Annotated in this window: 18 protein-coding genes; 14 read left to right on the top strand and 4 right to left on the bottom strand. The window is 44.5% G+C overall.

What is annotated here, in order from left to right; genetic code table 11:
* Window positions 1-20 precede the first annotated feature (20 nt).
* From pnuC to VY86_RS14320, 3 genes are all read left to right on the top strand, one after another.
* On the top strand, window positions 21-746 hold the full coding sequence (gene pnuC, locus VY86_RS14330) for a nicotinamide riboside transporter PnuC (RefSeq protein WP_046975441.1): 726 nt from the start codon (window positions 21-23) through the stop codon (window positions 744-746).
* Window positions 747-1,006: 260 nt separating this feature from the next.
* Window positions 1,007-2,059: a 3-deoxy-7-phosphoheptulonate synthase AroG gene (gene aroG / locus VY86_RS14325; RefSeq protein ID WP_046975440.1), complete on the top strand. Its 1,053-nt coding sequence runs from the start codon at window positions 1,007-1,009 to the stop codon at window positions 2,057-2,059.
* A 112-nt stretch (window positions 2,060-2,171) separates the two neighbouring features.
* Window positions 2,172-3,176: an IS110 family RNA-guided transposase gene (locus tag VY86_RS14320; RefSeq protein ID WP_046975439.1), complete on the top strand. Its 1,005-nt coding sequence runs from the start codon at window positions 2,172-2,174 to the stop codon at window positions 3,174-3,176.
* 320 nt (window positions 3,177-3,496) lie between these two features.
* Here VY86_RS14320 and gpmA read toward each other — a convergent pair whose 3' ends face one another.
* The 4 genes from gpmA to VY86_RS25940 form a co-directional block, all read right to left on the bottom strand.
* Window positions 3,497-4,249, bottom strand: coding sequence for a 2,3-diphosphoglycerate-dependent phosphoglycerate mutase (gene gpmA / locus VY86_RS14315; protein WP_021325676.1), 753 nt, complete (start codon window positions 4,247-4,249; stop codon window positions 3,497-3,499).
* Between the two features lie 160 nt (window positions 4,250-4,409).
* Window positions 4,410-5,237, bottom strand: coding sequence for a CPBP family intramembrane glutamic endopeptidase (locus VY86_RS14310; RefSeq protein ID WP_046975438.1), 828 nt, complete (start codon window positions 5,235-5,237; stop codon window positions 4,410-4,412).
* Between the two features lie 265 nt (window positions 5,238-5,502).
* Window positions 5,503-6,384 carry a transposase gene (locus tag VY86_RS14305; protein WP_238591675.1) on the bottom strand — a complete coding sequence of 294 codons (882 nt, stop codon included), beginning with the start codon at window positions 6,382-6,384 and terminating at the stop codon, window positions 5,503-5,505.
* A complete protein-coding gene (locus VY86_RS25940) occupies window positions 6,300-7,052 on the bottom strand; it encodes a transposase (protein ID WP_238591471.1) in 753 nt (250 codons plus the stop codon). Before VY86_RS25940 ends, VY86_RS14305 begins: the two co-directional genes overlap by 85 nt.
* 878 nt (window positions 7,053-7,930) lie before the next feature.
* Here VY86_RS25940 and VY86_RS14295 point away from each other — a divergent pair.
* The 11 genes from VY86_RS14295 (at window position 7,931) to VY86_RS14250 (ending at window position 24,121) form a co-directional block, all read left to right on the top strand.
* Complete coding sequence (locus tag VY86_RS14295) at window positions 7,931-9,364, top strand: NAD(P)/FAD-dependent oxidoreductase (protein WP_046975436.1); 1,434 nt, start codon at window positions 7,931-7,933, stop codon at window positions 9,362-9,364.
* Complete coding sequence (locus tag VY86_RS14290) at window positions 9,361-10,212, top strand: HemK/PrmC family methyltransferase (protein ID WP_046975435.1); 852 nt, start codon at window positions 9,361-9,363, stop codon at window positions 10,210-10,212. The genes VY86_RS14295 and VY86_RS14290 overlap by 4 nt, the downstream gene beginning before the upstream one ends.
* Window positions 10,213-10,236: 24 nt before the next feature.
* A complete protein-coding gene (locus tag VY86_RS14285) occupies window positions 10,237-11,511 on the top strand; it encodes an aminotransferase class I/II-fold pyridoxal phosphate-dependent enzyme (RefSeq protein WP_046975434.1) in 1,275 nt (424 codons plus the stop codon).
* A 58-nt stretch (window positions 11,512-11,569) separates the two neighbouring features.
* Window positions 11,570-11,911 (top strand): chorismate mutase, encoded by a 342-nt coding sequence (locus VY86_RS14280; protein WP_228940366.1) that lies wholly within the window; start codon window positions 11,570-11,572, stop codon window positions 11,909-11,911.
* Window positions 11,892-13,961 (top strand): aminodeoxychorismate synthase component I, encoded by a 2,070-nt coding sequence (pabB, locus tag VY86_RS14275; protein ID WP_046975432.1) that lies wholly within the window; start codon window positions 11,892-11,894, stop codon window positions 13,959-13,961. The genes VY86_RS14280 and pabB overlap by 20 nt, the downstream gene beginning before the upstream one ends.
* A complete protein-coding gene (locus tag VY86_RS14270) occupies window positions 13,958-14,830 on the top strand; it encodes a prephenate dehydrogenase dimerization domain-containing protein (RefSeq protein ID WP_046975431.1) in 873 nt (290 codons plus the stop codon). Before pabB ends, VY86_RS14270 begins: the two co-directional genes overlap by 4 nt.
* 22 nt (window positions 14,831-14,852) lie before the next feature.
* On the top strand, window positions 14,853-16,385 hold the full coding sequence (locus VY86_RS14265; RefSeq protein ID WP_046975430.1) for an MFS transporter: 1,533 nt from the start codon (window positions 14,853-14,855) through the stop codon (window positions 16,383-16,385).
* A 549-nt stretch (window positions 16,386-16,934) separates the two neighbouring features.
* On the top strand, window positions 16,935-17,075 hold the full coding sequence (locus VY86_RS24855; protein WP_158019968.1) for a hypothetical protein: 141 nt from the start codon (window positions 16,935-16,937) through the stop codon (window positions 17,073-17,075).
* 676 nt (window positions 17,076-17,751) lie between these two features.
* Complete coding sequence (locus VY86_RS14260; RefSeq protein ID WP_046975429.1) at window positions 17,752-22,200, top strand: C-type lectin-like domain-containing protein; 4,449 nt, start codon at window positions 17,752-17,754, stop codon at window positions 22,198-22,200.
* Window positions 22,193-23,452, top strand: a complete 1,260-nt coding sequence (locus VY86_RS14255; protein ID WP_046975428.1) for a hypothetical protein — start codon at window positions 22,193-22,195, stop codon at window positions 23,450-23,452. The genes VY86_RS14260 and VY86_RS14255 overlap by 8 nt, the downstream gene beginning before the upstream one ends.
* Window positions 23,453-23,467: 15 nt before the next feature.
* On the top strand, window positions 23,468-24,121 hold the full coding sequence (locus VY86_RS14250; RefSeq protein ID WP_052760850.1) for a hypothetical protein: 654 nt from the start codon (window positions 23,468-23,470) through the stop codon (window positions 24,119-24,121).
* Window positions 24,122-24,125: the final 4 nt, after the last annotated feature.

The raw sequence follows: 24,125 nt of genomic DNA, 5'->3' as shown, positions 1-24,125 counted from the left end.
ATAATAATAGGATATAACAGATGGATTTTTTCAGTATTAACAATATATTAGTAAATATCCCACTGGGAAAAGGCGGTTATGATTTATCGTGGATTGAAGCAGTAGGTACGATTGCTGGTTTGCTATGTATTTGGTTTGCAAGTCAGGAGAAAATAATTAACTATTTGTTTGGACTGATTAATGTCACATTATTTGCTGTGATTTTCTTCCAAATTCAACTTTATGCCAGTTTATTGCTGCAATTATTCTTTTTTGCTGCAAATATTTATGGCTGGTATGCCTGGAGCAGGGTTAATGATCAGCAGCAGATTGAACTTAAAATACGCTGGTTAAGTTTGAATAAGGCGTTAATAATTAGTCTGATTTCTGTGCTATTGATTGTTATTATGACTTTTAATATCGATCGGATCTTTGGCTCTTTGACTCAGATTGCCGTTACGATTATGCAAGAGTTTGATTTTAATGTTCAAATGCCGGTATTGGTGCCTGATGCATTCCCATTCTGGGATTCGACAATGACGGTGCTATCTATTGTGGCAATGATTCTGATGACTCGCAAATATGTTGAAAACTGGCTGGTATGGATGGTTATCAATGTGATAAGCGTTGTTATCTATTTCCATCAAGGCGTTTTGGCGATGTCATTGCAGTATGTGATTCTGTTTGGCATTGCACTTAATGGTTCTCGTTTGTGGATTCAGGTAGCTCAGAAAAATCATTCGCAGCCATTATCCCGCATCGAATAATTTTTTAATGATGCCAGAGAATTGATTTGTCGATCTCTGGCATATTTTTAGGGATTTACTCTGATAATTCTCATTTCTAAAGATATTTCAATTATAAAAAACAGCTCAGATCACGTTTGACTATATTTTTCTATGTCTTTAGTTAAACACTGATTTATTTATTATCTACAAAGAATATTTACAGTTTGTCTTCTAACAGTTAGATTAAAATCACAAGATTGTTTTAAACAAATATACAAAGATGTGGATGAGAGAGGGTTATGAATTATCAGAATGACGATATAAGAATTAAAGAGATAAAAGAATTATTACCTCCTGTAGCACTACTTGAAAAATTTCCAGCAACTGAAAAGGCTGCATTTACAGTACGTAAGGCTCGCAAAACTATTCATCAGATTCTGACTGGTGAAGATGATCGCCTGTTGGTTGTGATTGGTCCCTGTTCTATTCACGATCCTAAAGCAGCAATGGAATATGCTGAACGGTTGAATAAGTTGCGTGAAGAACTCAAAGACGATTTGGAAATTGTCATGCGGGTTTATTTTGAAAAACCGCGTACAACTATTGGTTGGAAAGGGCTAATTAATGACCCTCATATGAATCACAGCTTTGATATTAATGATGGTTTACGTCTGGCGCGTGAATTGTTGCGGGATATTAATGACATGGGGCTACCAGCTGCGGGTGAATATCTGGATATGATTTCTCCACAGTATTTGGCGGATTTGATGAGTTGGGGAGCAATCGGCGCTCGTACCACGGAATCGCAGGTCCATCGTGAGCTGGCTTCTGGCCTCTCTTGTCCGGTTGGCTTTAAAAATGGCACTGATGGTGGGATCAAAGTTGCCATTGATGCTATTAATGCCGCAGGATCACAGCACAGTTTCCTTTCTGTTACTAAGTGGGGACATTCCGCGATTGTGAATACCAGTGGAAATTCTGATTGCCATATTATCCTGCGTGGTGGTAGAGAACCAAACTATAGCTCTGAACATGTTATTGCCGTGAAGCAAAGCTTGGAAAAAGCAAGTTTGCCGGCAAGAATTATGATTGATTTCAGTCATGCCAATAGTTCCAAGCAATTTAAAAAACAGATGGATGTGTGCTCAGATGTCAGTGGGCAAATTGCGGCCGGAGAGAAGGTGATTATTGGTGTTATGGTGGAAAGTCATTTGGAAGAAGGGAACCAGGACCCGGAGAGTGATCAACCATTGGTATATGGTAAAAGTATTACCGATGCTTGCATTGGTTGGGCTGACACTGAAATCTTGTTACGTCAATTATCGTTGGCGGTGAAAGCACGTCGTGGCTGATAACATTTTTCGGATGTAAAAAACCGGAATTCATGATTCCGGTTAATGAGATGGTCACCCCCACCCTGTGAGAGGTACGCTAGCAGGGTATTTTATTTTAGAGGGAACCATCATGCAAAACGTTACGCTTATTGGTATCGATCTCGGTAAACATTCCTTCCATGTCCACTGTCAGGACAGGCAGGGTAACGCCCTGCTGCGTAAGAAGTTTTCCCGCACTCAGCTTATTAATTTTCTCGGTTCCTGCAAGGCTGCAACCGTAGTGATGGAGTCCTGCGGTGGGGCGCACTTTATGGCTCGCCGGATCGCTGATTTAGGCCATGAGGCAAAGCTGATTTCTCCGCAGTTCGTCCGTCCTTTTGTTAAGAGTAACAAGAACGATTTTGTCGATGCTGAAGCTATCTGCGAGGCAGCTTCCCGGCCCTCCATGCGCTTTGTGCCCCCCCGCACAGAAGACCAACAGGCGATGGCCGCCCTCCATCGCGTCAGAGACTCACTGATACGGCAACGCGTTAAAACCCCCAATCAGATGCACGCTTTTTTGCTGGAGTTCGGCGTCAGTCTGCCGCGCGGTATTGCCGTGATACGACGTCTGGCCGCTGTGCTGGAAGAAAATGACTTTCCGCCTTATCTGGCAAGGGTTCTGAGCAGACTCCACAGTCATTATGTTTACCTCAGCGGAGAAATTGAGGAAGTCGATAAGGAACTGAAAACGCATCTGGCGGAAGATGAAACCGCGCAACGCCTGCTGACCATTCCTGGCGTTGGGCCGGTAACGGCGAGTCTGTTAGCCATGCGGCTGGGGGACGGTAAAAACTATGCCAGCAGCCGTGACTTTGCGGCTTCAACAGGGCTGGTTCCCCGCCAGTACAGCACGGGTGGAAAAACGACACTGATGGGCATCAGCAAGCGGGGTGATAAAAATCTGAGGCGGCTGCTGGTACAGTGTGCCAGGGTCTTTATGCAGCGGCTGGAGCATAATCCAGGGCGTCTGGCAGAGTGGGTGAACAGGCAGCTTGCCCGCCATCACTCGAACGTTGTGGCGTGCGCGCTGGCGAATAAACTGGCACGAATAGCCTGGGCCGTTACGGCACATCAGACGGTGTTCATTAAATAAAAGAGCCAACGAAAAACGGCGTTAGCTCAGAAAGTTAAGCAGTTACCATCTGGTTTTGCGACGACAGATAATTGATGACATGAACGGCATATCGGCCTGCTGATGAACCTGATATAAAAAATGGCTCTCTGAAGCCGACCGGTTTTTAAGGTTCGGCAGGCACGGAACTCATCGTGGCGCGGGCATGACTGCTCACCAGACGCCGAATAGATTTACGCAAGCCCACCATACATCAAAATTTGTGTTGCAAAAACGGGGGTGACCATAGATTTTTATATTTGCTGAAAAAGTACAATATCAGCAATTTTATCGGTAATGAATTATTTCGCTTTACCTTGGTTTGCTACAGCGGCGGCTTTTGCTGCGATTTCATCAGCGTTACCCAGATAGTAATGCTTAATTGGTTTCATATTTTCGTCGAATTCATAAACCAAAGGTACTGCTGTTGGAATATTCAGTTCAAGGATGGCTTCTTCGCTCATGTTGTCCAGATATTTAACCAGAGCGCGTAAAGAGTTACCGTGAGCAGCGATAATCACTTTTTCCCCTTTGGCAACACGAGGTTTGATAACGTCTTCCCAGTAAGGGATCACGCGCTCAATAGTTGTTGCCAAGCTTTCAGTCACTGGTAGCTCTTCTGGTTTCAGATTTGCGTAACGTGGATCATGACCTGGAAAACGCTCATCATCTTGAGTTAAATCTGGTGGGGTGATAGCAAATCCACGACGCCACAGTTTAACTTGATCATCACCGTATTTAGCTGCGGTTTCTGATTTGTCCAGACCTTGCAGAGCACCATAATGGCGTTCATTCAGTTTCCAGCTTTTCTCAACAGGTAACCATTGTTGATCAACCTGATCCAGAATGTTCCACAGCGTGTGAATAGCACGTTTCAGAACAGAGGTGTATGCGAAATCAAAAACAAAGCCTTCTTCTTTCAGTAGCTGGCCTGCTTGTTGAGCTTCGGCGCGACCTTTTTCAGAGAGAGCGACGTCAGTCCAGCCAGTGAAACGGTTTTCTTTGTTCCACTCGCTTTCACCATGTCTTACCAGAACCAGTTTAGTTACAGCCATAGCTTAAACTCCTTAAAAAACCAAACGTAATGATAACTGCACGCATTATATTGCCCTATACACCAGAACGGCAATCAATAGTCTGGTTCCATAACGTTATTTGCCTGAAAACCTTAATTTTTTGCAGATTACTGAATAGATACCGGGCAAGTTTGACACGTTATAGTGCTGTTACTAACTTAATGGGATAAGTAAAGAACAGCAAATGAACCAAATTAAGGACAAAATGGAACCCGACAGCGACCCACAGCCGGCCACTCCACATCCATGCCAGACCATATATTAATCCTGCGAGTGTAGCGAAAATCACCAGTAATAGACCTCCAGCGAAGTGTGCGCCACCAAAAATCAAGGCAGTGATGATCAGGGCAAAATAGGGATTAATCCACTGACTCAACCTTTGTTGGATATAGCCACGAAATAGCGCTTCTTCTGCCAGAGAAACAAAGAAAATATTTGTCAAAATAAACATCGGCAACCATTGTGGCATATGCAGTTCAATCGCAAGTCCTCCCAAGGCTGTTGCTATACCGAGTAGTGCAGGAATGGCAACAGTCAAGATTATCCACGCATAAGGGCGAACCTTTGCCAGTGGTTTTGTGGTAAATAATCCAGGCATGCAACATAGCAGAAGGAAAGGGATAATTGCCTTATCGAAGTTGAAATACATTGAGAATGACGCACTATGAGGACCAACTTGAACTTTATCGAGATATTTCAGGTTATGAAAGCCTGGGATCAGATGCAGGAATAACGCGATACCAAAAGCGAGCAATAGCAGCTCAGTTGTTATTTTGATGATGTTATTTTGCTGAAAATAGATACGTAGTGCACCTAACACGAAAATAATTGCGATAGTGGCAATTGCTGGATAAATTATAACTTGCGTTATAAATCCGGTAACAACGGCGGCCAGTAGAACGATAAGCGCAGTCGTGCGGTGTATAGCTAATAATGCCAGCGATGTGGCAAGTAAACCCCAAATCATATATGCCCTGTTGTTTTTAATAAGTTAAAAGATGATATCTGAGAAGTAAACCAAAGATTGATGATAACTATTATTAGATGGTCAAAAAATAGTAACGCAAGATGATTAAATTGCGATGTTTTTTTCACTGGTCGGAGAAGAAACCCACCAGTGACAATTATTTTTTGGTCAAAATTCGGCTAAGAAAAGCCTGCGTTATTATATGTACCATTAGATCTGATTCAATATAATATGGAGAATAAATTTCATTAAGATATTGGACAGATCAGCCACTTGTACGCCCTTGTGACTGCTCCCCGCCGTAAAGAGGGTGTCGCAAAAGGGTTGAGGTCACTTTTTCAAGCATCAAGTTAAATTCAATCACTGACTTTGGGCAGCCTGTTATTTGTATGGATAACAGGCTAAAAATAATCCCTAATATCAGAGCCACCGCTCTTGATAAGTTATAGGCCATTGCATGCAGGGAAAACTCCAGCTTTACCGCTGACAATCCCTTACGCCGAAAGCGTTCCAGTCTCTGAATTCCCCGTAATGCCGAAAATACCGGTTCTACCAGGCTCTTCCGTTGACTCAATATCTGTTTTGACTCCGGTCGGGCCATATGCAAACGAAGTGTCTCCCGCCCTTCATCTTCCGGATAACGTTTTATTTTTCTTCCTCCTTTAGCCTTTGTGCAGCCCGCTTTCTGCGGGCATCCGGCACAATTGTCAGCGCGATAAACCCGATAGGTCCGCGTTTTTTCAGTGGCTTTCACTGTACTTTGCAGGGACAATTGGTGATGAGCAGGACAAATATAGCAATCTTGCTCAGCATCATAAGTAAATAAGGATTTAGGATAGATTTTTCGGGTACGCTGTCGCTCTGAATTTTCTGCACAAAACAGCCAGATCTGATGTTTCTTCGCCTCAGCAATCACATCGTCATGGAAATAACCGGCATCCAATAACAGCTTTTCCGGGTGACCTCCCGAGATAGTGAGATTCTGCGCCAATAACGCGGCCATCACTTGGGTTTCACTGGAGGGGTCGACCGTTTGAGCGACGATAATTCGTCTGTTGTTGACTAAAACAGACGGTTTATAGGAAGTTGAAAATCCCCTTCCCCGCTTGAGTTTCTGGACGACGGCGTCGGGTTCTGTTGGATTGATACGCAGTTGGCTGGCATCCTTCCTTTTTTTTCGCGATTTTCTTGTCGGCGCCGTAATACGTTGGCTCCCTGTTCCAATTGCTTTATGCGTTTTTCTGTCTGCGCTGTGGCAGGGGTAGCCGTGAGAGTATTTTTTTCACGTGAAATCGCTTCCTGAGTTAAAAGGTGGTAATGAGAACAGGCCGCCTCTATCACTGTCCCGTCACCGGCCAGGCACGAGCCGTCCGAACGACTGCGGTGCAAAATGGATAAGGTCAGTGCCTTAAAAAATGGTCCCGTCAGGACGGATTGGTGCTGATAAATAAAACGCCCAAGACTGGCATGATCGGGCGTAATTCCCTGGCTGACAAAAATACAGCCTAAATCTAAACGCGCAAGTCGTTCAAGTTCTCTGAGCGAGCAGTGTCCTTTCATGATCCCATAAAGCAGGATCCCCATCATGGAGCGTGGAGAATAAGGGGCTCTCCCTGTCGAAGCATAATGGCGTTCAAAGGGGCCCCAATCTTGCTCATCAAGAATGTCAGCAACAATAAATGCGCAACGCTCCCCCATTTGCCTGAGATAATCAGAAAGGGAAAGGGAGCCATCCAATACAGGTAAGTGCTGAGCTTTGACAAACTGACGTTTGGTGTAAGCAGACGGTTCCCGTTTTCGAATGAATAAGGTCATAAAAGAGCTGCGCCTAAAGGAAGAGCGCAGATTTTAATGGATAACATGACCTTTTGCGACACCCTCAGTGCGGGCGGGGATATCAGGCGAAAAGCCCAAAGGGCTTTGAGACTAGAGAACAATATCTTCAATGTGGAAAAATAAAAGAAAAACCAGTCACAGGATAATCTGAAAAATTGGCGATTATCTCAACTATTCGATAACTACCCATAATAGTCAATTTCGGTATAATAACATTTGTCTCTATCTTATATATTTTGGTGAAAATTAATGTCGAATATAAATTTAAAAAAACACCTTTCTTGAGAATTTTTGTTTTTTTATTGAAGAATAAAAGACATTTAGAATATTGTTCCCCGTAACAATTAAAATATAAATTGTTTTTATTTTACACTGAAAGCATTTATATGATTTTTTTATTTATAATATAAGATTAAATTTATTTGACAGTTTTGTATTTGATGACTATTGTTCTCTCCTGATTTGTAAATGTTATTTCAAACCTAATAATATCATTTGTTATTATTTATTTTAAATAGAAATAGTATCTTTGATAAATAATTTAATTTATTGTTTTTACTTTATTTTTTAAATTGCAACGTTTGTTAAATTGGTTTTTATGGGTGATTATATTTATCTGATAATGATTTGAAACTATTTCTAATGTGATGATTTGTTATCGCATGTTTGTTTTTAGATTTAGCATAAATCTGAGTGTGATTCGTCATTTTAATTACTGATGAACACAAGGCTATTTCTTTACAATTGTTGTAAAACAGTAAAAATATCCTCACTGCAAGAGGGTAATAATTATTTATCCGTCGTTGTTGACAAAATATTTAAAATAAATTGGCCATAGGCCATAAAGGAGTAAATAAGTGAAATACGACTTTATTGTCGTTGGTTCAGGGGCAATTGCAGGTTCAATCGCCTATGAGCTGGCAAGCAGAAATCTTTCAGTTTGTAGGGTTGGCAGTACTGATCGAACCAATGCCGCCTCCAAAGCAGCAGGTGCGATGAATGGTTGTTTTGGCGAAATTACCAGTGGCTTATTAGCGAGTGAACACGGTAAGTTGAAATTGAATATGGATTGTATTTCCAAAGAGCTTTGGCCTGACTGGGCGCAGCGATTAGCTGATTCTTCTGGTGATACGCGATCTCTGTTCACCGCTAAAGGGACTCATGTGATACTGAATACCGCCGGGATGGAAGAGATTGATAGTATCAATTATGACGCTATTGAACAAACCCTGAACGAATATGCGGCCCCTTATGAAACCGTTGATCCGCGTGAAATTGAATGGTTAAAGCCTAATGATCTGGTGCGTCCGCTTCGGGCTTTATATATCCCTGATGAACATGCCCTGGATTCGCATTTATTGCTGGAAAAGCTGGATGCGGCATTGGTTGCTGAAGGTGGCGTTCTCAAAGACGAGAATGTCAAGAGTGTGCTGATTGAAGACGGTTTAGCCATTGGTGTCGAATTGCTGAGTGGTGAGCATTTAATGGCGGATAAGGTGGTGGTCGCCGCCGGTGCGCACTCGTTGGATCTGTTATCAAATATCCCTTCTGTTGTTCGGCAGATCCCGCCGATATTTGCCGGCTATGGGGTATCCATTCTGGTCAAGATGCCAAAAGGCAGAGAATTGCCGACATCGGTCATTCGTACTCCTAATCGAGCATTTGCTTGTGGGCTGCATTGTGTACCCCGCGGTGATGGTGTTCTCTATCTGGGTGCGACGAATATTCTGGCTGAAAAACCACGCAGTCAGGCGCTGATTTCTGATGTGCAGTTCCTGCTGGATTGTGCGTTAGATCAGTTGGATATTAACTTACATGATGCTGAGATCCTTTCAATCCAGGTCGGTAACAGGCCAATCCCGGCTGATGGGTTCCCACTGATTGGTGAATGTGGTGTGAATGGCCTTTGGCTGGCTACCGGGACTTACCGTGATGGCTTACATCAGTCACCGTTACTGGCAGATTATGTTGCTAATGCGTTGACTGGAATAGAAAATACGCAAATCAACCTGGATTCCTTCAACCCGGTTCGTCCTCCATTAGTGGGTTTCTCCCGTGAAGTGATGGCTAAAGAAACCGTCCAGCAAATGCTTGCCACAGGTTACGAATATCGCTGGGATATCAAACCTTATTGGTTGCCACTGCTGAATGAAGGCATGACACGCAATTATCAGGATTTGATTGAATCGCTTCATCCTCAGTTCACACCACCGCCAGAACTGGTTGCTTTCTCTTATATTTATGAATCTATGCGTGAACGGTTACGTAGTTACTACGAGGCATGGTCATGAATGCTTCGCTGAAAGATCAAGCTGCTATTGATAAGGCCAGGGAATTATTGGCAGAAGCTGGCGTTTGGGATGTGGAAACCGATCTTGATTGCCTGATTGACCGTTATCTGGAGAGGCGCTGTAAGGATCGCGCCCGCAATGAATTTATGCTTGCGGTTCATGAGCGCTGTAACCGGATCCCTCTTGGGCATATTGTCGGCATTGCGGATTTTGATGAACTGCCTTTGGTGGTCGGTACGGGGGTATTTATTCCGCGTCCTCATAGTCAGATTATCCATAAATGGCTCGAGAATGAACATGAAGTCCCTCAGGGATCTGGGGTTCTGGATTTATGTTCGGGGAGTGGTGCTATCGGTTTAGCCATTGCTAAACGTCGCCCGGATTTAAAGGTCACTTGTGTTGAATATGACGACATCGCTTTTCAATACCTGACACGCAATATCTCCCGGTTGGCTGGCTGGGCGGTTAAAGCGGAGGCATTAAAAGCCGATTTATGGGATTGGCAGGCATTTTCTCAATTTAACGGGTCGGTAGCGTTAATTGTCGCTAATCCGCCTTACGTTCCAGAGCAGCAGACAATATTACCGGAGTGGGAGGAACATCATCCTTATGTTTCAGTGTATTCCGGGGATGATGGGCTCGATTTAACACGGTTGATTATCAAACAAGCTAAACAGCTATTGCAATCAAATGGCTGGTTGGTTATCGAACATGGTGAAAGTCAGGAGGAGAGCGTCAGAACACTATTTTCAGACGCTGGTTTTTCTTTAGTCCGGACAATTATTGATAAAGATATTTCTGACACAACAGGCAGTTCGGTAATCACTGTAGGTTGTCAGCTCATTTGAACTCAGACAGTAGGAGTCTAGATAATGGATGTAAAACAGAAGCAGGACTGGATGACGATTCGCAGGTCACGGACCACCGGCGCTTTAGCGCAAGCTATTGATGAAGGGCTGACCAATTTCACGGTAGTAGAACGTCAAGGTAAGCAAATTACGACAGAAGAAGGCAAAGTTTTTACGGAATTTGTTTCCTGCTCTTATTTGGGATTAGAACATCATCCTGCATTAATTGAAGCAGCAAATCAGGCAATGGCCCGGACAGGGATACATTTGTCATCGTCCCGTGGTGCGATGCGCCCACAATATTTGAGGCAACTGGAAGAGTTGCTGGAAGAAATTTATCAAGGTGGCTCCGTTGCTGTTTTCACTTCCACCAGTAACGTTCACCTGGGTGTATTGCCGTTATTAGGCAGTGGTTCTTTACCTAACTATCCACTTACCCGGCCAGTACATTGGTTGGTGGATAAAACTGCTCATGCATCTATGCAGATATTACGCGGTATTCTCGAGCAGTTCGGGCCAGTATCGCGGGTCGATAGTACTGATGGACAGTCGGTGCAGCAAGCTTTGCAGAACTGTGGAGATAATCAGCGTACCCCTATTCTGCTGATTGATGGTATTGGCTCAATGAATGGTTTGATTCCGGTTGCAGAATTAACCCGAAAATTGGCTGCTGCCGGAGGCTATGTCTATGTCGATGATGCTCATGGTATTTCCATTGTAGGGCGTCATGGTGCAGGTTATGCTTTTGCTGCACTTGACCATATTTTACCACCCAACCTCATATTGGCAGGTTCGCTATCCAAAGCATTTGGTGGTGCGGGCGGTTTTGTGGTTGTTGCGGGTACCGATGATGTTGAAGTGATTAGTACTTTGGCTAATCCTCTGGTTTTTGGTCATTCGATTATGGTGCCGATGTTGGCCGCTAACGTTGCCGCAGCAAAACTTCATCTTAGCCTTGAAATAGAAATACGGCAGGAACAGCTATGGAAGAACGTCAATCTGTTTGATTCCCTGACGGGTAATAGCCTGATGAATGCCAGTGTGCAATCTCCTGTTCGTGGTGCTTTATTTGAAAATGAAGCTGAAGGGCTTGAAGCTGCACGTCTGCTGCGCGATAACGGCATCTTATTGTTTCCGGTATTTTATCCACTGGTCCAGGATGGCAATGCCATGTTGCGTTTTGCCTTCTCCAGTGAGCATAAGGAGAGTGAAATCAGGCATTTAGCAAATACCTTACTCAAAATACGGGAAAAAGGGCTGAATTGGTCTGAGCCACAAGCTATCGCTCCACAGGTATAAGTGACATAAATTTATTGATGAAAATGATTGAAATAAACCAGTGATGAAGACCAAATATATGACGCAATCAATAATAGATAAGCAGGACATATTGCAACCTCACAGGGAATCTCTGGATGTTATTAATATGCAGATATTGGCGCTTCTTTCTGAACGTATGAAGATCTGTATGAAAATCGCTGAGATAAAGGCGGAACAGGATATTCCGATGATGCAGCCACAACGTATTACCTCGTTATTGGATATGTTGCGGGATAAGTCAACGGATTTTGGGTTACGGCCTGAATACACTGAATCAATATTTCAACTGGTTATTGAAGAAACCTGCCGTCGAGAAGAAGAGCTGATTGATCAGTTGCTACACGAGAAAGCAAAGAATAATGAAAATACTGCTCATTGATAATTATGATTCTTTTACGCAAAACATTGCTCAATATCTGTATGAAGTTACCGGGAGTGTGCCATCTGTCGTCACCAATTCTCTGACTTATGAAGCGCTGGCGATAGACAATTATGATGCTGTCGTGCTTTCTCCAGGGCCAGGGCATCCGGCTGAAAACAGCGATTTTGGCGTCTGTGCGGAAGTCATTGCCCGTGCCAAAATTCCACTATTGGGTATTTGCCTTGGTCATCAGGGTATTAGCCTGGCATTTGGTGGTTTTGTAGAACATGCACCTAATCCGGTACATGGTTATCGCAGTCGCATCAGGAATACCGGGGAGGGATTATTTCTCGGTTTGCCTGAGCAATTTGAAGTGGTCAGGTATCACTCGCTGGTCTGTACCCGGTTGCCTGACAATCTTAAATGCACCGCCTGGACTGATGATGGCTTAATTATGGCAATTGAGCACACCCAAAGACCGATTTGGGGTGTTCAGTTTCATCCTGAGTCGATTGATTCTGAATATGGGCGTGAATTACTGAGTAATTTTGTTCGTATAACAAAGACGTATAAAGAGAATAACGGGCAGGAAATTACCGCTCAGAATAAGTGTATTTCTGCCCATGAAGCTTATCTGGCGGTGGGCGGAAAGCAGCATCTCAACCTGAATTATCGTGAATGTCAGGGCATTATCGATCCTGAATCTCTGTTCATTCAATATTATGGCAATGATACTCACTCTTTCTGGCTGGACAGCGAAAAGTCGGACAGGCCCAATGCCCGCTTTTCAATCATGGGAAGTGGTAATGAACCGGGTGCTGTCAGGCTTGAATACCGTGTACAGACAGAGAGTTTGCGCTTGACTGGTCCTGATGGTGAAAGGATTGTTCAGGGTGATTTTTTCTCATTGATGTCTGAACTGCTCGATCGAGTGAAAATTTCCACACCAAAACAGATGCCATTTGTCTTTAAAGGTGGCTTTGTTGGTTACTTGGGATATGAATTAAAGGCATTGACAATTGGCAGCAGTAAATATTATTCAGAACATCCTGATGCCAGTTTAATCTTTACCCTGCATTTTTTTGTCTTCGATCACCAGCAGAATAAGCTTTATGAGTGTCTTATCACGCCAGTAGATCAGCCACAAAATTGGCCGTCGGAACCTGTAGTGGCCATTGCAAAAAATACCGGTGGGGTGATACCTGATTTTATTCCTGGCGCTGTCGATCAGAGTAAAATTCGTCTGGAATATGGGGCTCAGAAGTATATGGATGAGATCCATAAATCACTTCAATACATCACAGATGGCGAGTCTTATGAAATCTGTCTGACGAATAGAGCGAAGATGGCTTATTCAGGACTGCCATTGGACGCTTACCGACGAATGCGTCATGCCAGCCCCGTGCCTTATGGCGCATATCTGGCATGTGGGGATTTTTCCGTACTCAGTGCATCGCCGGAAACGTTTTTACGCATTGATGAGGCCGGAGGTATTGAATCCAGACCGATTAAGGGAACCCGGCCACGAGGAAGAACGGAAGCTGATGATCAGCATTTTCAGGTGGAATTGAGTCAGTCAGCCAAGGATAGAGCTGAAAACCTGATGATAGTGGATTTAGTGCGCCACGATCTTAATCAGGTGTGTCGTCCCGGCAGTGTTCATGTCCCTGAATTATTTAAAGTTGAGAGCTTTTCTTCTGTGCATCAATTGGTTTCAACAATACGCGGGGAATTACGTGAAGGCACTTCATCAATGGAAGCCATCCGGGCCTGTTTCCCGGGAGGATCAATGACTGGCGCGCCGAAGAAACGCACAATGGAGATCATTGACTCTTTGGAGTCATCGGCACGCGGTGTCTACTCTGGTGCACTTGGATGGTTATCTTTCAGTGGTGAAGCAGAGTTAAGCATTGTTATCCGAACGGCGGTTTTACATCAAGAATGTGCCGAGTTCGGCATTGGCGGTGCCATTGTCGCTCACTCCGATCCTTATGGTGAATTTGAAGAAACATTGGTCAAGGCCAGTGTGCCCTATTTCAGTTTTAGTCATATAGCGGAGGAAGTGTGAGTAACCATAAAGTCGTCATGCTTGGTGGGCAAGGGGCTATTGGTTCTTTATTGGCGCGCCTTTTTACTCAAAGTGGTTGCACAGTATACCGTGTTGACCAACGGGCGCAGGGAGAGCATTCTCTCTGCTGCCAGCTTGATATCTTAAATCCTGCGGCTGATTCTGAGGCGATTTTTACTGAGGCGAAAGCGGTCGTCTTTGCCTTACCGGAAGCGGTTGCAATACAGGCTCTGCCTTGGGTGCTATCGGCGGTTGGTGATGATGTACAGATAGTGTCAACCTGTTCGGTTCAGGCGCCTTTCCATTCCGCTTTAAGAGCTGCCGCCCCTGGGCAGCCTTTCATCGGTGTTAACCCGATGTTCTCGCCATCCTTGTCGGAGCAAAAAAGGCCAGTTGCAGTCATTCTTGATAACTGTCATGTTAACGAACATTGGATTGAGCGGGTATTAACGCAGGCGGGTATGCGCATCAGTAGAATGACGCCGGAGGAACATGATCGGGTGATGGCGTTTTGTCAGGCTTTACCCCATGCCGCGATATTGATTTTTGGCCTGGTTCTGGCGAAAAGCCCGTTGGATATTGGTGCTCTGGCGACTGTTGCACCACCGCCAATGCGTACCATGCTGGCGTTATTATCAAGGGTTTTACTCAATCCAATGGAAGTGTACTGGGACGTTCAATATGAAAACCCTATGGCTGCCGAACCGCGTCAGGAGTTACTGCATGCCATACAACAGTTAGATTCAATAGTGCAGGCTGGCGATCAAACTGAATTTGGCAATAACCTCAGACACATTGCACAACAACTGGGGGAACAGCTCAATATGAGTGCTGCTGATTGCCAGCATATTTTTTCAACGCTTGAATGATAATAGGAAAGGAGTTGAGGGGATGTCATTAAATAGAGTTGCTGAGGCTAACGGGCGGGCAGGACTCCGAAATTGGCTGGGATTACTGATATTGATGTTGCCAGTATTGTTGGTGACTGTGGACAATACGATCTTAAGCTTTGCGTTACCGAAAATTGCTGAAGCGCTGGGACCCAGCGCCAGTCAGCAATTATGGGTAATTGATGCTTATTCACTGGTATTAGCGGGTTTACTGGTATCAATGGGGAGTATTGGTGATCGTGTCGGCCATCGTTCATTGCTGTTATTTGGATCTTTGGGATTCACCGTTATTTCGGTGTTAACCGCGCTGTCAACTTCACCCGGACAATTAATTGGAGGGCGAGCCGTACTTGGGTTTTTTGGTGCGATGCTGATGCCTTCAACTTTGGCTTTAATCAGCACTCTTTTTGAGGATCGTGAACAGCGTCGGTTAGCTGTTGCTATCTGGGCGACAACATTAACTGTCGGTTCGGCATTGGGGCCTGTCATTGGTGGTGTTCTGTTGCAATTCTTTGACTGGAATTCCATTTTCCTATTGGCAGTACCGGTATTGGTGCCATTGTTGATCTTCGGACCGATGTTATTGCCGGAGTCCGATAAAAAACAGACGGGTATTATTGATGGGTATAGCGTTGTGTTATCGATCATCGCCATGGTTGGTATTGTTTACGCGATTAAACATCTTGCCAGTGACGGGTTTGAAATAAGTGTAATACTGGAACTGTCTGTTGGTTTGGTTGCCGGCGTGTTATTTGTTCGCCGGCAGCGGCGTCTGTCTGTACCGTTGATGGATCTTTCACTGTTCCGTAATGGTATGTTCACCGGTTCGATTATGGTCAACTTATTGAGTCTGGCCTTGCTGGTTGGCTTTGTCTTTTTTGCCACTCAGGTCTTGCAAATTGTACTGGGTATGAAGCCAATTACGGCCAGTTTAGCGCTGGTCCCCGGACAAATAATGGCAATTGTGATTGGCATGGCGATAGTGCCTGTTGCACAACGGGTGCCGGCTTATTACCTTGTACCGATGCTGCTTGCTTTTGCGGGCATTGCATTTCTCCTGGTAGCCAGTTTTGGTAGCAATTTAACCACCCTAGTGATTGCGTTCGCATTATTAAATGTTGGTGTAGGTGCGATTGCGTCGGTGTCTAACGATCTGGTGCTTTCGTCAGTGCCGTCATCTAAAGCCGGGGCGGCATCGGCAATAAGCGAAACTGCTTATGAAGTGGGTGTTGTACTTGGCACGACCATTATCGGTGGATTGGTGACCGCTTTTTATCGTGTCACTCTGCAATTGCCGGATGGGATCTCTCACGAACAGACAGGGTTGGCATTAGAAACTCTGGCTGGTGCTTACGTTGTAGCGAACTCATTAGCTGAGGCGGAAGGGCAACAACTGATGACTGCGGCAGCGGAATCCTTCACCAACGCTATTCATATGATGAGCTGGATGACAGCGGTATTGACCGGCGTCGTGGTATTGATCGCCTGGCGTTTACTGAAAGCGCCACAGAAACAACAAGTGCTTGAGTATTGATAGTTTTATGTGCAGCCGTTGGTAATGGCTGCACCGCGTTATGCTGATTATATTTGGTATTGCTTTCTGGAGTGACTGTCCGAGATTATTAAATATAAAGTATTCTGAAAATAACCTCCCACCCTATACTATTTTTAATAATTATAAATTGATAACAAACCTAAATTTAGGAACTTTCTTTAGATTCTTTACTGTTATTTGTTTTATTATATTTTCATTTGGTTATAATTTAATTAAAAATATTATTATAAATAATTGATTATCTTATTTTCATGTGCTGGCAATATTTAATTGTATAGAGTTTAAATTGAAATAATTAATAAAATAATTACGCAAGAAGATAAGATGAGAGTGAAAATACACATTGTGAACAACGATAGGCAATAAATTATCTTTTCCCATACGCCTTTTCTCTAAACGGAGATAAATATATCATTGAATGATTAATGTTCTGGATTTAAAGGGATTTTGTGAGAGTAAAATATCGTGGGAAGTTATATAACGGAAAGATGATTCTAAAACTACACATTTATACTCAGGAGATTTCTTATGAATAAAGTAAATATTGTTGCTGAAACGTTGGCTGAATTGCGTGAACATTATTGTCTGATGGGGATATCGGGTAAAGATGGAATTGTCGGAGCAACCGGTGCCATGGGTTCTGTCTATATTAACGATAAAAAGCAGTAATAACACGAGATACTTTTATAGAAGAGTTAGGGGTATTGCTCGCCTGTGGTTGCAGGCGGGTAATGATCAATTAGAAAATATTGTAAACAGAGTGGATTATGATTAGTAATAGAATGATATTCTGGTATGTCATTTAAAAATTTATTTATGAGATTAATTTATTTAAGAGTTGGGTTTTATTGTTGAAATTTAGTTTTTATAATTTTGTATAATTATTTTACTATATTGATTTAACTCATGTTTATAATTTCATTATTAAACAACACCTGTGTTTTTTATCTTATTGTAATTATTGGAAAATATCATTATGTCTTATTGCTGTTCTTTTGTTTTTATTTGCTAATAATAGAATTCTGAAATTAAAAATCCTAATTGGCTAACATTAAAAATTAGCTATGTGTCACACAAATATCTTCTTTAGTTAATGGAAAAAACTGAAAATCACATTAATATTATTAATTGTGGAATTCAAATGCCATATCCAATTACTTTCCGTAAAGTAGATAAATATTTTTCTACTCAACTCTAGGTATTTTTGGTTAAAAATTAAGTTTTTAAGGGGATATATTAATTCTCATGAGAATTATTTGTTCAAAGTTTTCCGCCGAATTATTTATACGGTTATTGAGTATTTATTGTGATAACGAAAATAATCATTTAGAGAGATAAAATCCAAATGAAAACACATATTCTACATTTTGATTTAGCTCAAGGCCATTTGCGTAGCCAATCCAGCCAGTTAAGCCTTTGGGTTGGTGAACATAATATACCGTTGCAAGAACATGATGAATCAAGTTTAGCCAAGTCAGCTGCCGGGAATTCAGCTCTGGATATGGTTTTGCGTTACGGATCACACAATATTAGCCATTTTGCTGAGGTACCTGAACACTATTTTTTACCTCATCACGTTACTCTGATTAAAGTGGTTGGTGATAAATCTGGACCTTATCGTTCTTCATTGCCGGTTCTTTACCATATTTCTTACCATGTCCCTAATGCTCATTTACGTCGTTATGCTAAACGTAATATAGAAAAACTCGCAGTAAATAATGTGGGTATGGCTTTACCTGGCAAACTCAGTGCTTTTGGTGTTAATAGTCAACATTTGGCGCTAAATTCTATTCATTGCAGTGATCTGTTGGTTGCAGCTAATGAAATGAAAACGCCGTGGGATGTTGCCTGCTCTATTGTGTTTTCCCATCCGGAATTGGCTAACAGTCAGGCCTATTCGGCATCAATTGTCATGAATGCACATATTGCCCCACCGGAGGCAATAGACCCGTTGCAATATAACCGGGTTTATGAACTGGCTATATCGATATCGCGTCAAGGGCCAGCGACGGAAACCGGGGGGTTTGCCACTTATGGGCAATTGGTTGCCCCTGATGGCAGAGAAATGTTCTACGAGTTTGATTGGGTCGGTCAAGATGGACAGGTGATTTTTCCCGCCGGTGATCCGGTGATGCAATATAATTTATCGGATGAAACAGAGGGAGGGTCAGGTTCACCCGCGTCCAATGCGTTGAGAACTTCGCGTGATGATGGTCGTTTGCAAAATCATAATTGGAGTGTCAGCCAAAGTGCGTCTCTGGACGTTGCCGAATTCAAAGATCAGGCAGCAGCATTGGCTCTTAAGCGGGACACCAGCCAAATCTGGACTGCCACCAACCGTACTCCTAATCACGGTATGGATGTGTATGCCAACAGCATCCGTTACGATAGCAGCCAAAGCCATTTTTCCATTGACTTTAAAAACAACTACTTACGTCAGCTAGGTGTCTATATTCAGTTCTTTAAAGACACGAAGATGGAACAGCCGATCGATAATCCAAAGGTTGACGGTGATTGGCCATTTTATTTCCCTCAAGAGCTGGCCGCGTTATTCGAAACGCCATCACAAAAGGCCCTGGGCGTATTGGCTAATGTCAATACGATCATGGGGATCCCGATGCCCACTGATCCCACTAAATTTGGCTTGCCCTGGCCGGCTGAAGCCCAGGCAGCTAAATTCTTGTTTGGCGGCCTGGGAACCTCCCGTTGGGAGAACCCGATTGTTTGGCCGGGTGTGATTTTGACCGGTATGTTCCAATACGGTATTCCGGCTCTGATGATGTTAGCTGGGGCCATGGTAACTAACAGCCAGTGGTATAAAGATTTTATTTCTAATAAGGATAACGTTGCCATACTGGCCGGTATTGCTTTCCCATTGATTGGCGGTGGCGCCGCTGTTGGTTCAGCGTTATTCAATACTAAAAAGGTGCTAACCAGTTTAGCCAGTATTGCCATTGGTATTCTGGCTAAAAAAGGGATGGAAGCGTTAGCGACTTATGTTACAGCCCAGGTAGCAGCCAGTGCGGCCGCGCAGGCGGTTCCGGTGGTTGGTTGGGCGTTCCGGTTAGCTGCGATTGCGCTGGATGTGGCACAGATCACTGTAACCACAGGTGAATTACTTTCCTCGCCCGCCACATTGGAAGTGGATATCAAGCGTCAGATGACGCTTGCTTTTACTCTGCATCCTGATCCTGCTCATGGTGAAGTGGGCCGTCCGGAAACCGCAATCTGGCCGCCGGTGGCAGTACAGTGCCAGGTGACGGTTGAATATACCAACGGTACCTACTATACCCAGACTATTCCATTACCCGCGACGGGTTCCAGTACGCCGCTATCTTTTAATTTCAATTCGGTTGGCTGGGGTGGAACACTCAAAATCAAGGCTAATGTCTATTCAGCCACTGGCTGGTTAGCGGGCAGCTACACCAGTGATCTGCTGAATGCGCAGCCAGACGACCCTAATGAAGGCATCATGCGCGTTAGTGGCAATATAAAAGAGATGTTGGTACCTCTGACTCAGGTGACTCAATACGAATATTGGGAACAGTTGTCTTACGATAGCGGTAAAAAAGAATACCAGTGGATTGAAGGCAGCGTGCCGTTGGAAACCCAGTCTTCACTCAATTGCAGCAATGTGGGCAAGAACATCTGTAAGCTGGTCAATATGACAATATTGAATTCGGATTATCAGGTTGGTTATTGCTATCAAGCTTCCGGTCAGGATATTCCACTAGAAGATCCATTAAGTCCACCAAATAGCGGCCAGATGTATGTGTTGCAAAACATTTCCACTCTGAGCAACGACACATTGAATGAACGTCTGAAATTATCTGAGGTGGGTTTCAAAGTACAACCCCTGATCAGTTATAACAGCTTCGGCGCTGGACCGGACGAAAAAACCATCACGCCTTATAACTTTATTATTGATTCACGGTTTGGTGAATATCACTTACGTCGGTTGGACTTACGTGATGGCAGCCATAATTTTAGTTTGACGGATAATCCGCTTTCGTGGGGGACTTTCACCATTCCGCATCTTGATGCGATGGTGGTTCATCCAAGCGGCTATGTCATTGCTGTCAGTTGGCAATATAGCAAGATGCAGATTCTGGCGTTGGGTGATCAGGGTTATCCGGATGATCAGGCTCCAGCGGCACAGATTGTCTCTGGAGAAGGGATTCGGCAAGGGTTAACCCATGGGCCAATTGCCCTGACCGTAACGCCAGATGGCCGCATACTACTATTGGAGACAATCAATACCCGTATTCAGGCGTTTGATACTAAAGGGAACCCATTCCCGAGTTTTGCTGGTGCAGCACTGTTTCAACTTGCTACCGCTGATTATCGGGCAACACTGGATGCTCAGGAGTTTTCCCCGGCATTACAGCAAGCATTTCGTGAGCAGGGGTTGACATTCCTGTTCAGTAACAGTGATCCAAACTTTATACGTTCGCTGAATGCTGGAGTACTAGACGAGCAGATTATTGCCGCCTTTGCGGAAGATGGGATCTACCTGAGTTATAACCAGACGGCGGACGGTAACATTGACCCAGTCGGCAGTACCATTGTTAACGTAATACAGCAAGGGCAGAGCTGGTCGGTATATGATCCGCAAAAACCCGCGACTTACACGCTGACAGCCAAGGGACAAACGGTATCTGTATATAACGATTTGAGTAATGTACGGGTTATCGCTATCGGTCAAGGTGTCAAATGGCAAATTGATGATCTTAGCAGCGCTCGATCCTGGCTGTTAACCCTTAATGCAACGAATCCTGCTCAGATTACGGTAGCGGATTATCTGTCCTATATGCCACTAAATAAGCCAACCGGAATGACTTATCTGGATGTTGCGGTTGAGTCTAAGGGATATATTTATGTCTTGTCATACCGTAACGCAGGACGGGAGCCAACGGATTATATCCTTGATATCTATAATCCTGACGGTACTTTCCTGGTGACTGTTCCTGATTCGACGTTAGTCCCTGATCCGACTAAACGCCAGCATATTGTTGCTGCACATCTGGCAATAGATTCATTCCGTACCCTGGTGGCGATGAATTACGGCAAGTTCTTGGGTGAAAATCAACGTACCCAACCACAGATCAGCCAGTGGACGCCAACCACGCCGATATTCGATCTGAGTATCGATCAATTACCGATATTCCAGCAACACGATATGGATAAAATCCGGGCAGTTTTTGCTGACAACAAACACCCTCTTAGTAACAAGGCAACTATCGAAACTATCAATGAAAATGGTTATTTCATCATTACTGATGTTAGTACCCGTTACCCAGTTATTTGCACCGTGGATGGCGATAATCAGCAGATTATTTCTGTTTACAGTTTCTCGGAGACAACTATGCCATTAAAAAATTATAGCTCAGGATTTAAAGAGGTCTTGCAATTATTAGGTATCCCAGAGAGCGATGTAACGGAGAAAGTCGTTGTTGCATCTTCGTCGCAAGGCTCTTTACGGCCCGACGACCCACAGTCGCTGGCTCCTTCTTATACGGCAGAAGTGTCGTCAGCATCGGAGCTGTTGACCCTTTCTGGCATCCCCCCTGTTGAAGCGCCGATATCCTTTCCGGCAACCGTTGATGTTTTTGCGATTGCTGAACTGGAGATTGCTGATGATGGGGTTCTGAACATTAGCAATCCGACTTCAAGACCGATAGTGGTGGTGGTTGACACTTTGGCGCTTAAGCAAGGTGGGCAACTGATATGTGACGCCGCTGTGATTCTAAACGTACAAACTTATACCAAAACTCAGGAGAATTCCCATGAATAAAATGAAAACGGTTAACGAAACTTTGGCTGAATTGCGTGAACATTATCATTTGACCGGTACCGAGCGGCAGCCAAAGCAATTGAACACTTCGGACTTTGACGGGCCGGTGATATTTTCTAACGATCCGAAAATAGCCACTGTGCCACCCGCGTTTTTTATCGTACAAACCATACAAGAGATGAAGGAGCTTGGGGGAGTACCTGATAGTGAGTATGGACTAGGCGGAATGGAACCACACCATCCGTTACCTGAACCCTATTCTGCTGAACGGTTGGCGAATGTCACCGGTAATCATGCTGATATATGTAAAGCTTTCCGCGCTTATATCTATGGTTATTCTCCTTTGGTCAAAGATTATGAAGATATTCTGAACGCTAAACGTTTCCCGATGAAAGTCGCGTTATACAGTGGTGAAGATATCGTTGTCACTGCCAGTAATCCATTGATTGTTGGAAGTAAAGAGAGTCACGGAGAACCTGTTAACTTGAGTTTTAATAAGATAACGATTCAACCTGGCGGTAAAGTGATTTATCTCACCAATGGCACGGTTCAGGCGAACGAAGTGATCATCGTTAGTACCTTAGGTACGGATAATGATGGCCCGAACATTGAAAATATTGGGGGGAACGGAGGCAATGGCGGGAACGGAAACAATGGCTCCAATGGAAAAGACGGCAGTAATGGTAACCCTGGTAAAGATAATAAAAACTCCTGTGCAACGCAGGCTACGTCAGGTACTGCGGGTGGCGGTGGTACTGATGGCGCCAGAGGAAGTGACGGCGAGAAAGGAGGGGATGCAGAGGATGTCAATTTTAAAATCGGTACCATTACAGGCTTTGTGAATATGCTGACACAAGGCGGTAATGGTGGGAATGGCGGTAGTGGCGGGAATGGTGGCAATGGCGGGAATGGTGGCAATGGCGGTGGCTCTACCAGCGAATGTAGGGCTGGAAACGGCGGCAATGGCGGCAATGGCGGCAATGGCGGCGCCAGCGGTAATGGTGGTAACGCGGGTAACGGCGGTAACATCTATTTTACTTACGACGAAGGGGGGAGCGCATCCTTTAAGGCCAGGGCAATTGCCGGCAATGGTGGTAATGGTGGCAATGGTGGTTCTGGTGGTGTCGGCGGCGGCGGCGGTAGTGGTTATTCCAATGGTAGCTCAGGTAAAAATGGTACATCGGGGAGCACAGGAACTGCCGGAAAAGCAGGTACCGTAGGCTCAGTTTATGTCAACGGCAAAAAACAATAACGGCAAGGAGGAGTTATGGACGCAGATATTCAAATTTTGGGTACTAATGGCGTGAATGGTGCCGATGGAGCCAATGGCGCTGATGGTCAACGGGGAGTTGATGGCCAGAATGGTTCTCGCCGCAAGCCACCCACTGCCGGCGGCCCTGGTGGCGATGGTCAATCCGGTCAGAATGGCTTGGATGGTCAATCAGGTTCTAGCTGGTGGTTTGCCCTGCGTTGTAATCGTTTTGACGTACAGAGTGTGGTGCGTATTAGCAATAGTGGCGGTAGTGGCGGTAATGGTGGTACGGCGGGTTATGGCGGCAATGGTGGTGATGGCGGTAATGGTGGCCGTGGTAGTTCATCATCGTCAGGGATGTCGGGTGGTACCGGCGGTAACGGCGGCAATGGTGGAAATGGAGGCAATGGCGGCGATGGCAGCGATGGCGGTAATGTTTGGGTCAGATATGTCCAGACTAGCTTACCGAAACCGGTAGCTGCCACTTCTGATGGCGGGGATGGCGGCGTCGGACAGCCGGGTGGCGCTGGGGGGATTGCTGGGCGCGGGGGTGTAAATGGTGATGGTTCACATGCACTCGATGGGGGATATGGCATTGGCGGTATTAGCGCCAGTGGTGGTCAGGCCGGGAGAGCCGGAAAGGTTTCTGTAATTCAATCAAGAGGATAATGAC

Source organism: Photorhabdus thracensis (genome assembly GCF_001010285.1).
GTDB lineage: Bacteria > Pseudomonadota > Gammaproteobacteria > Enterobacterales > Enterobacteriaceae > Photorhabdus > Photorhabdus temperata.
The sequence above is the reverse complement of the archived record's forward strand: the minus strand, read 5'-3'. Positions and strand labels throughout refer to the sequence as shown.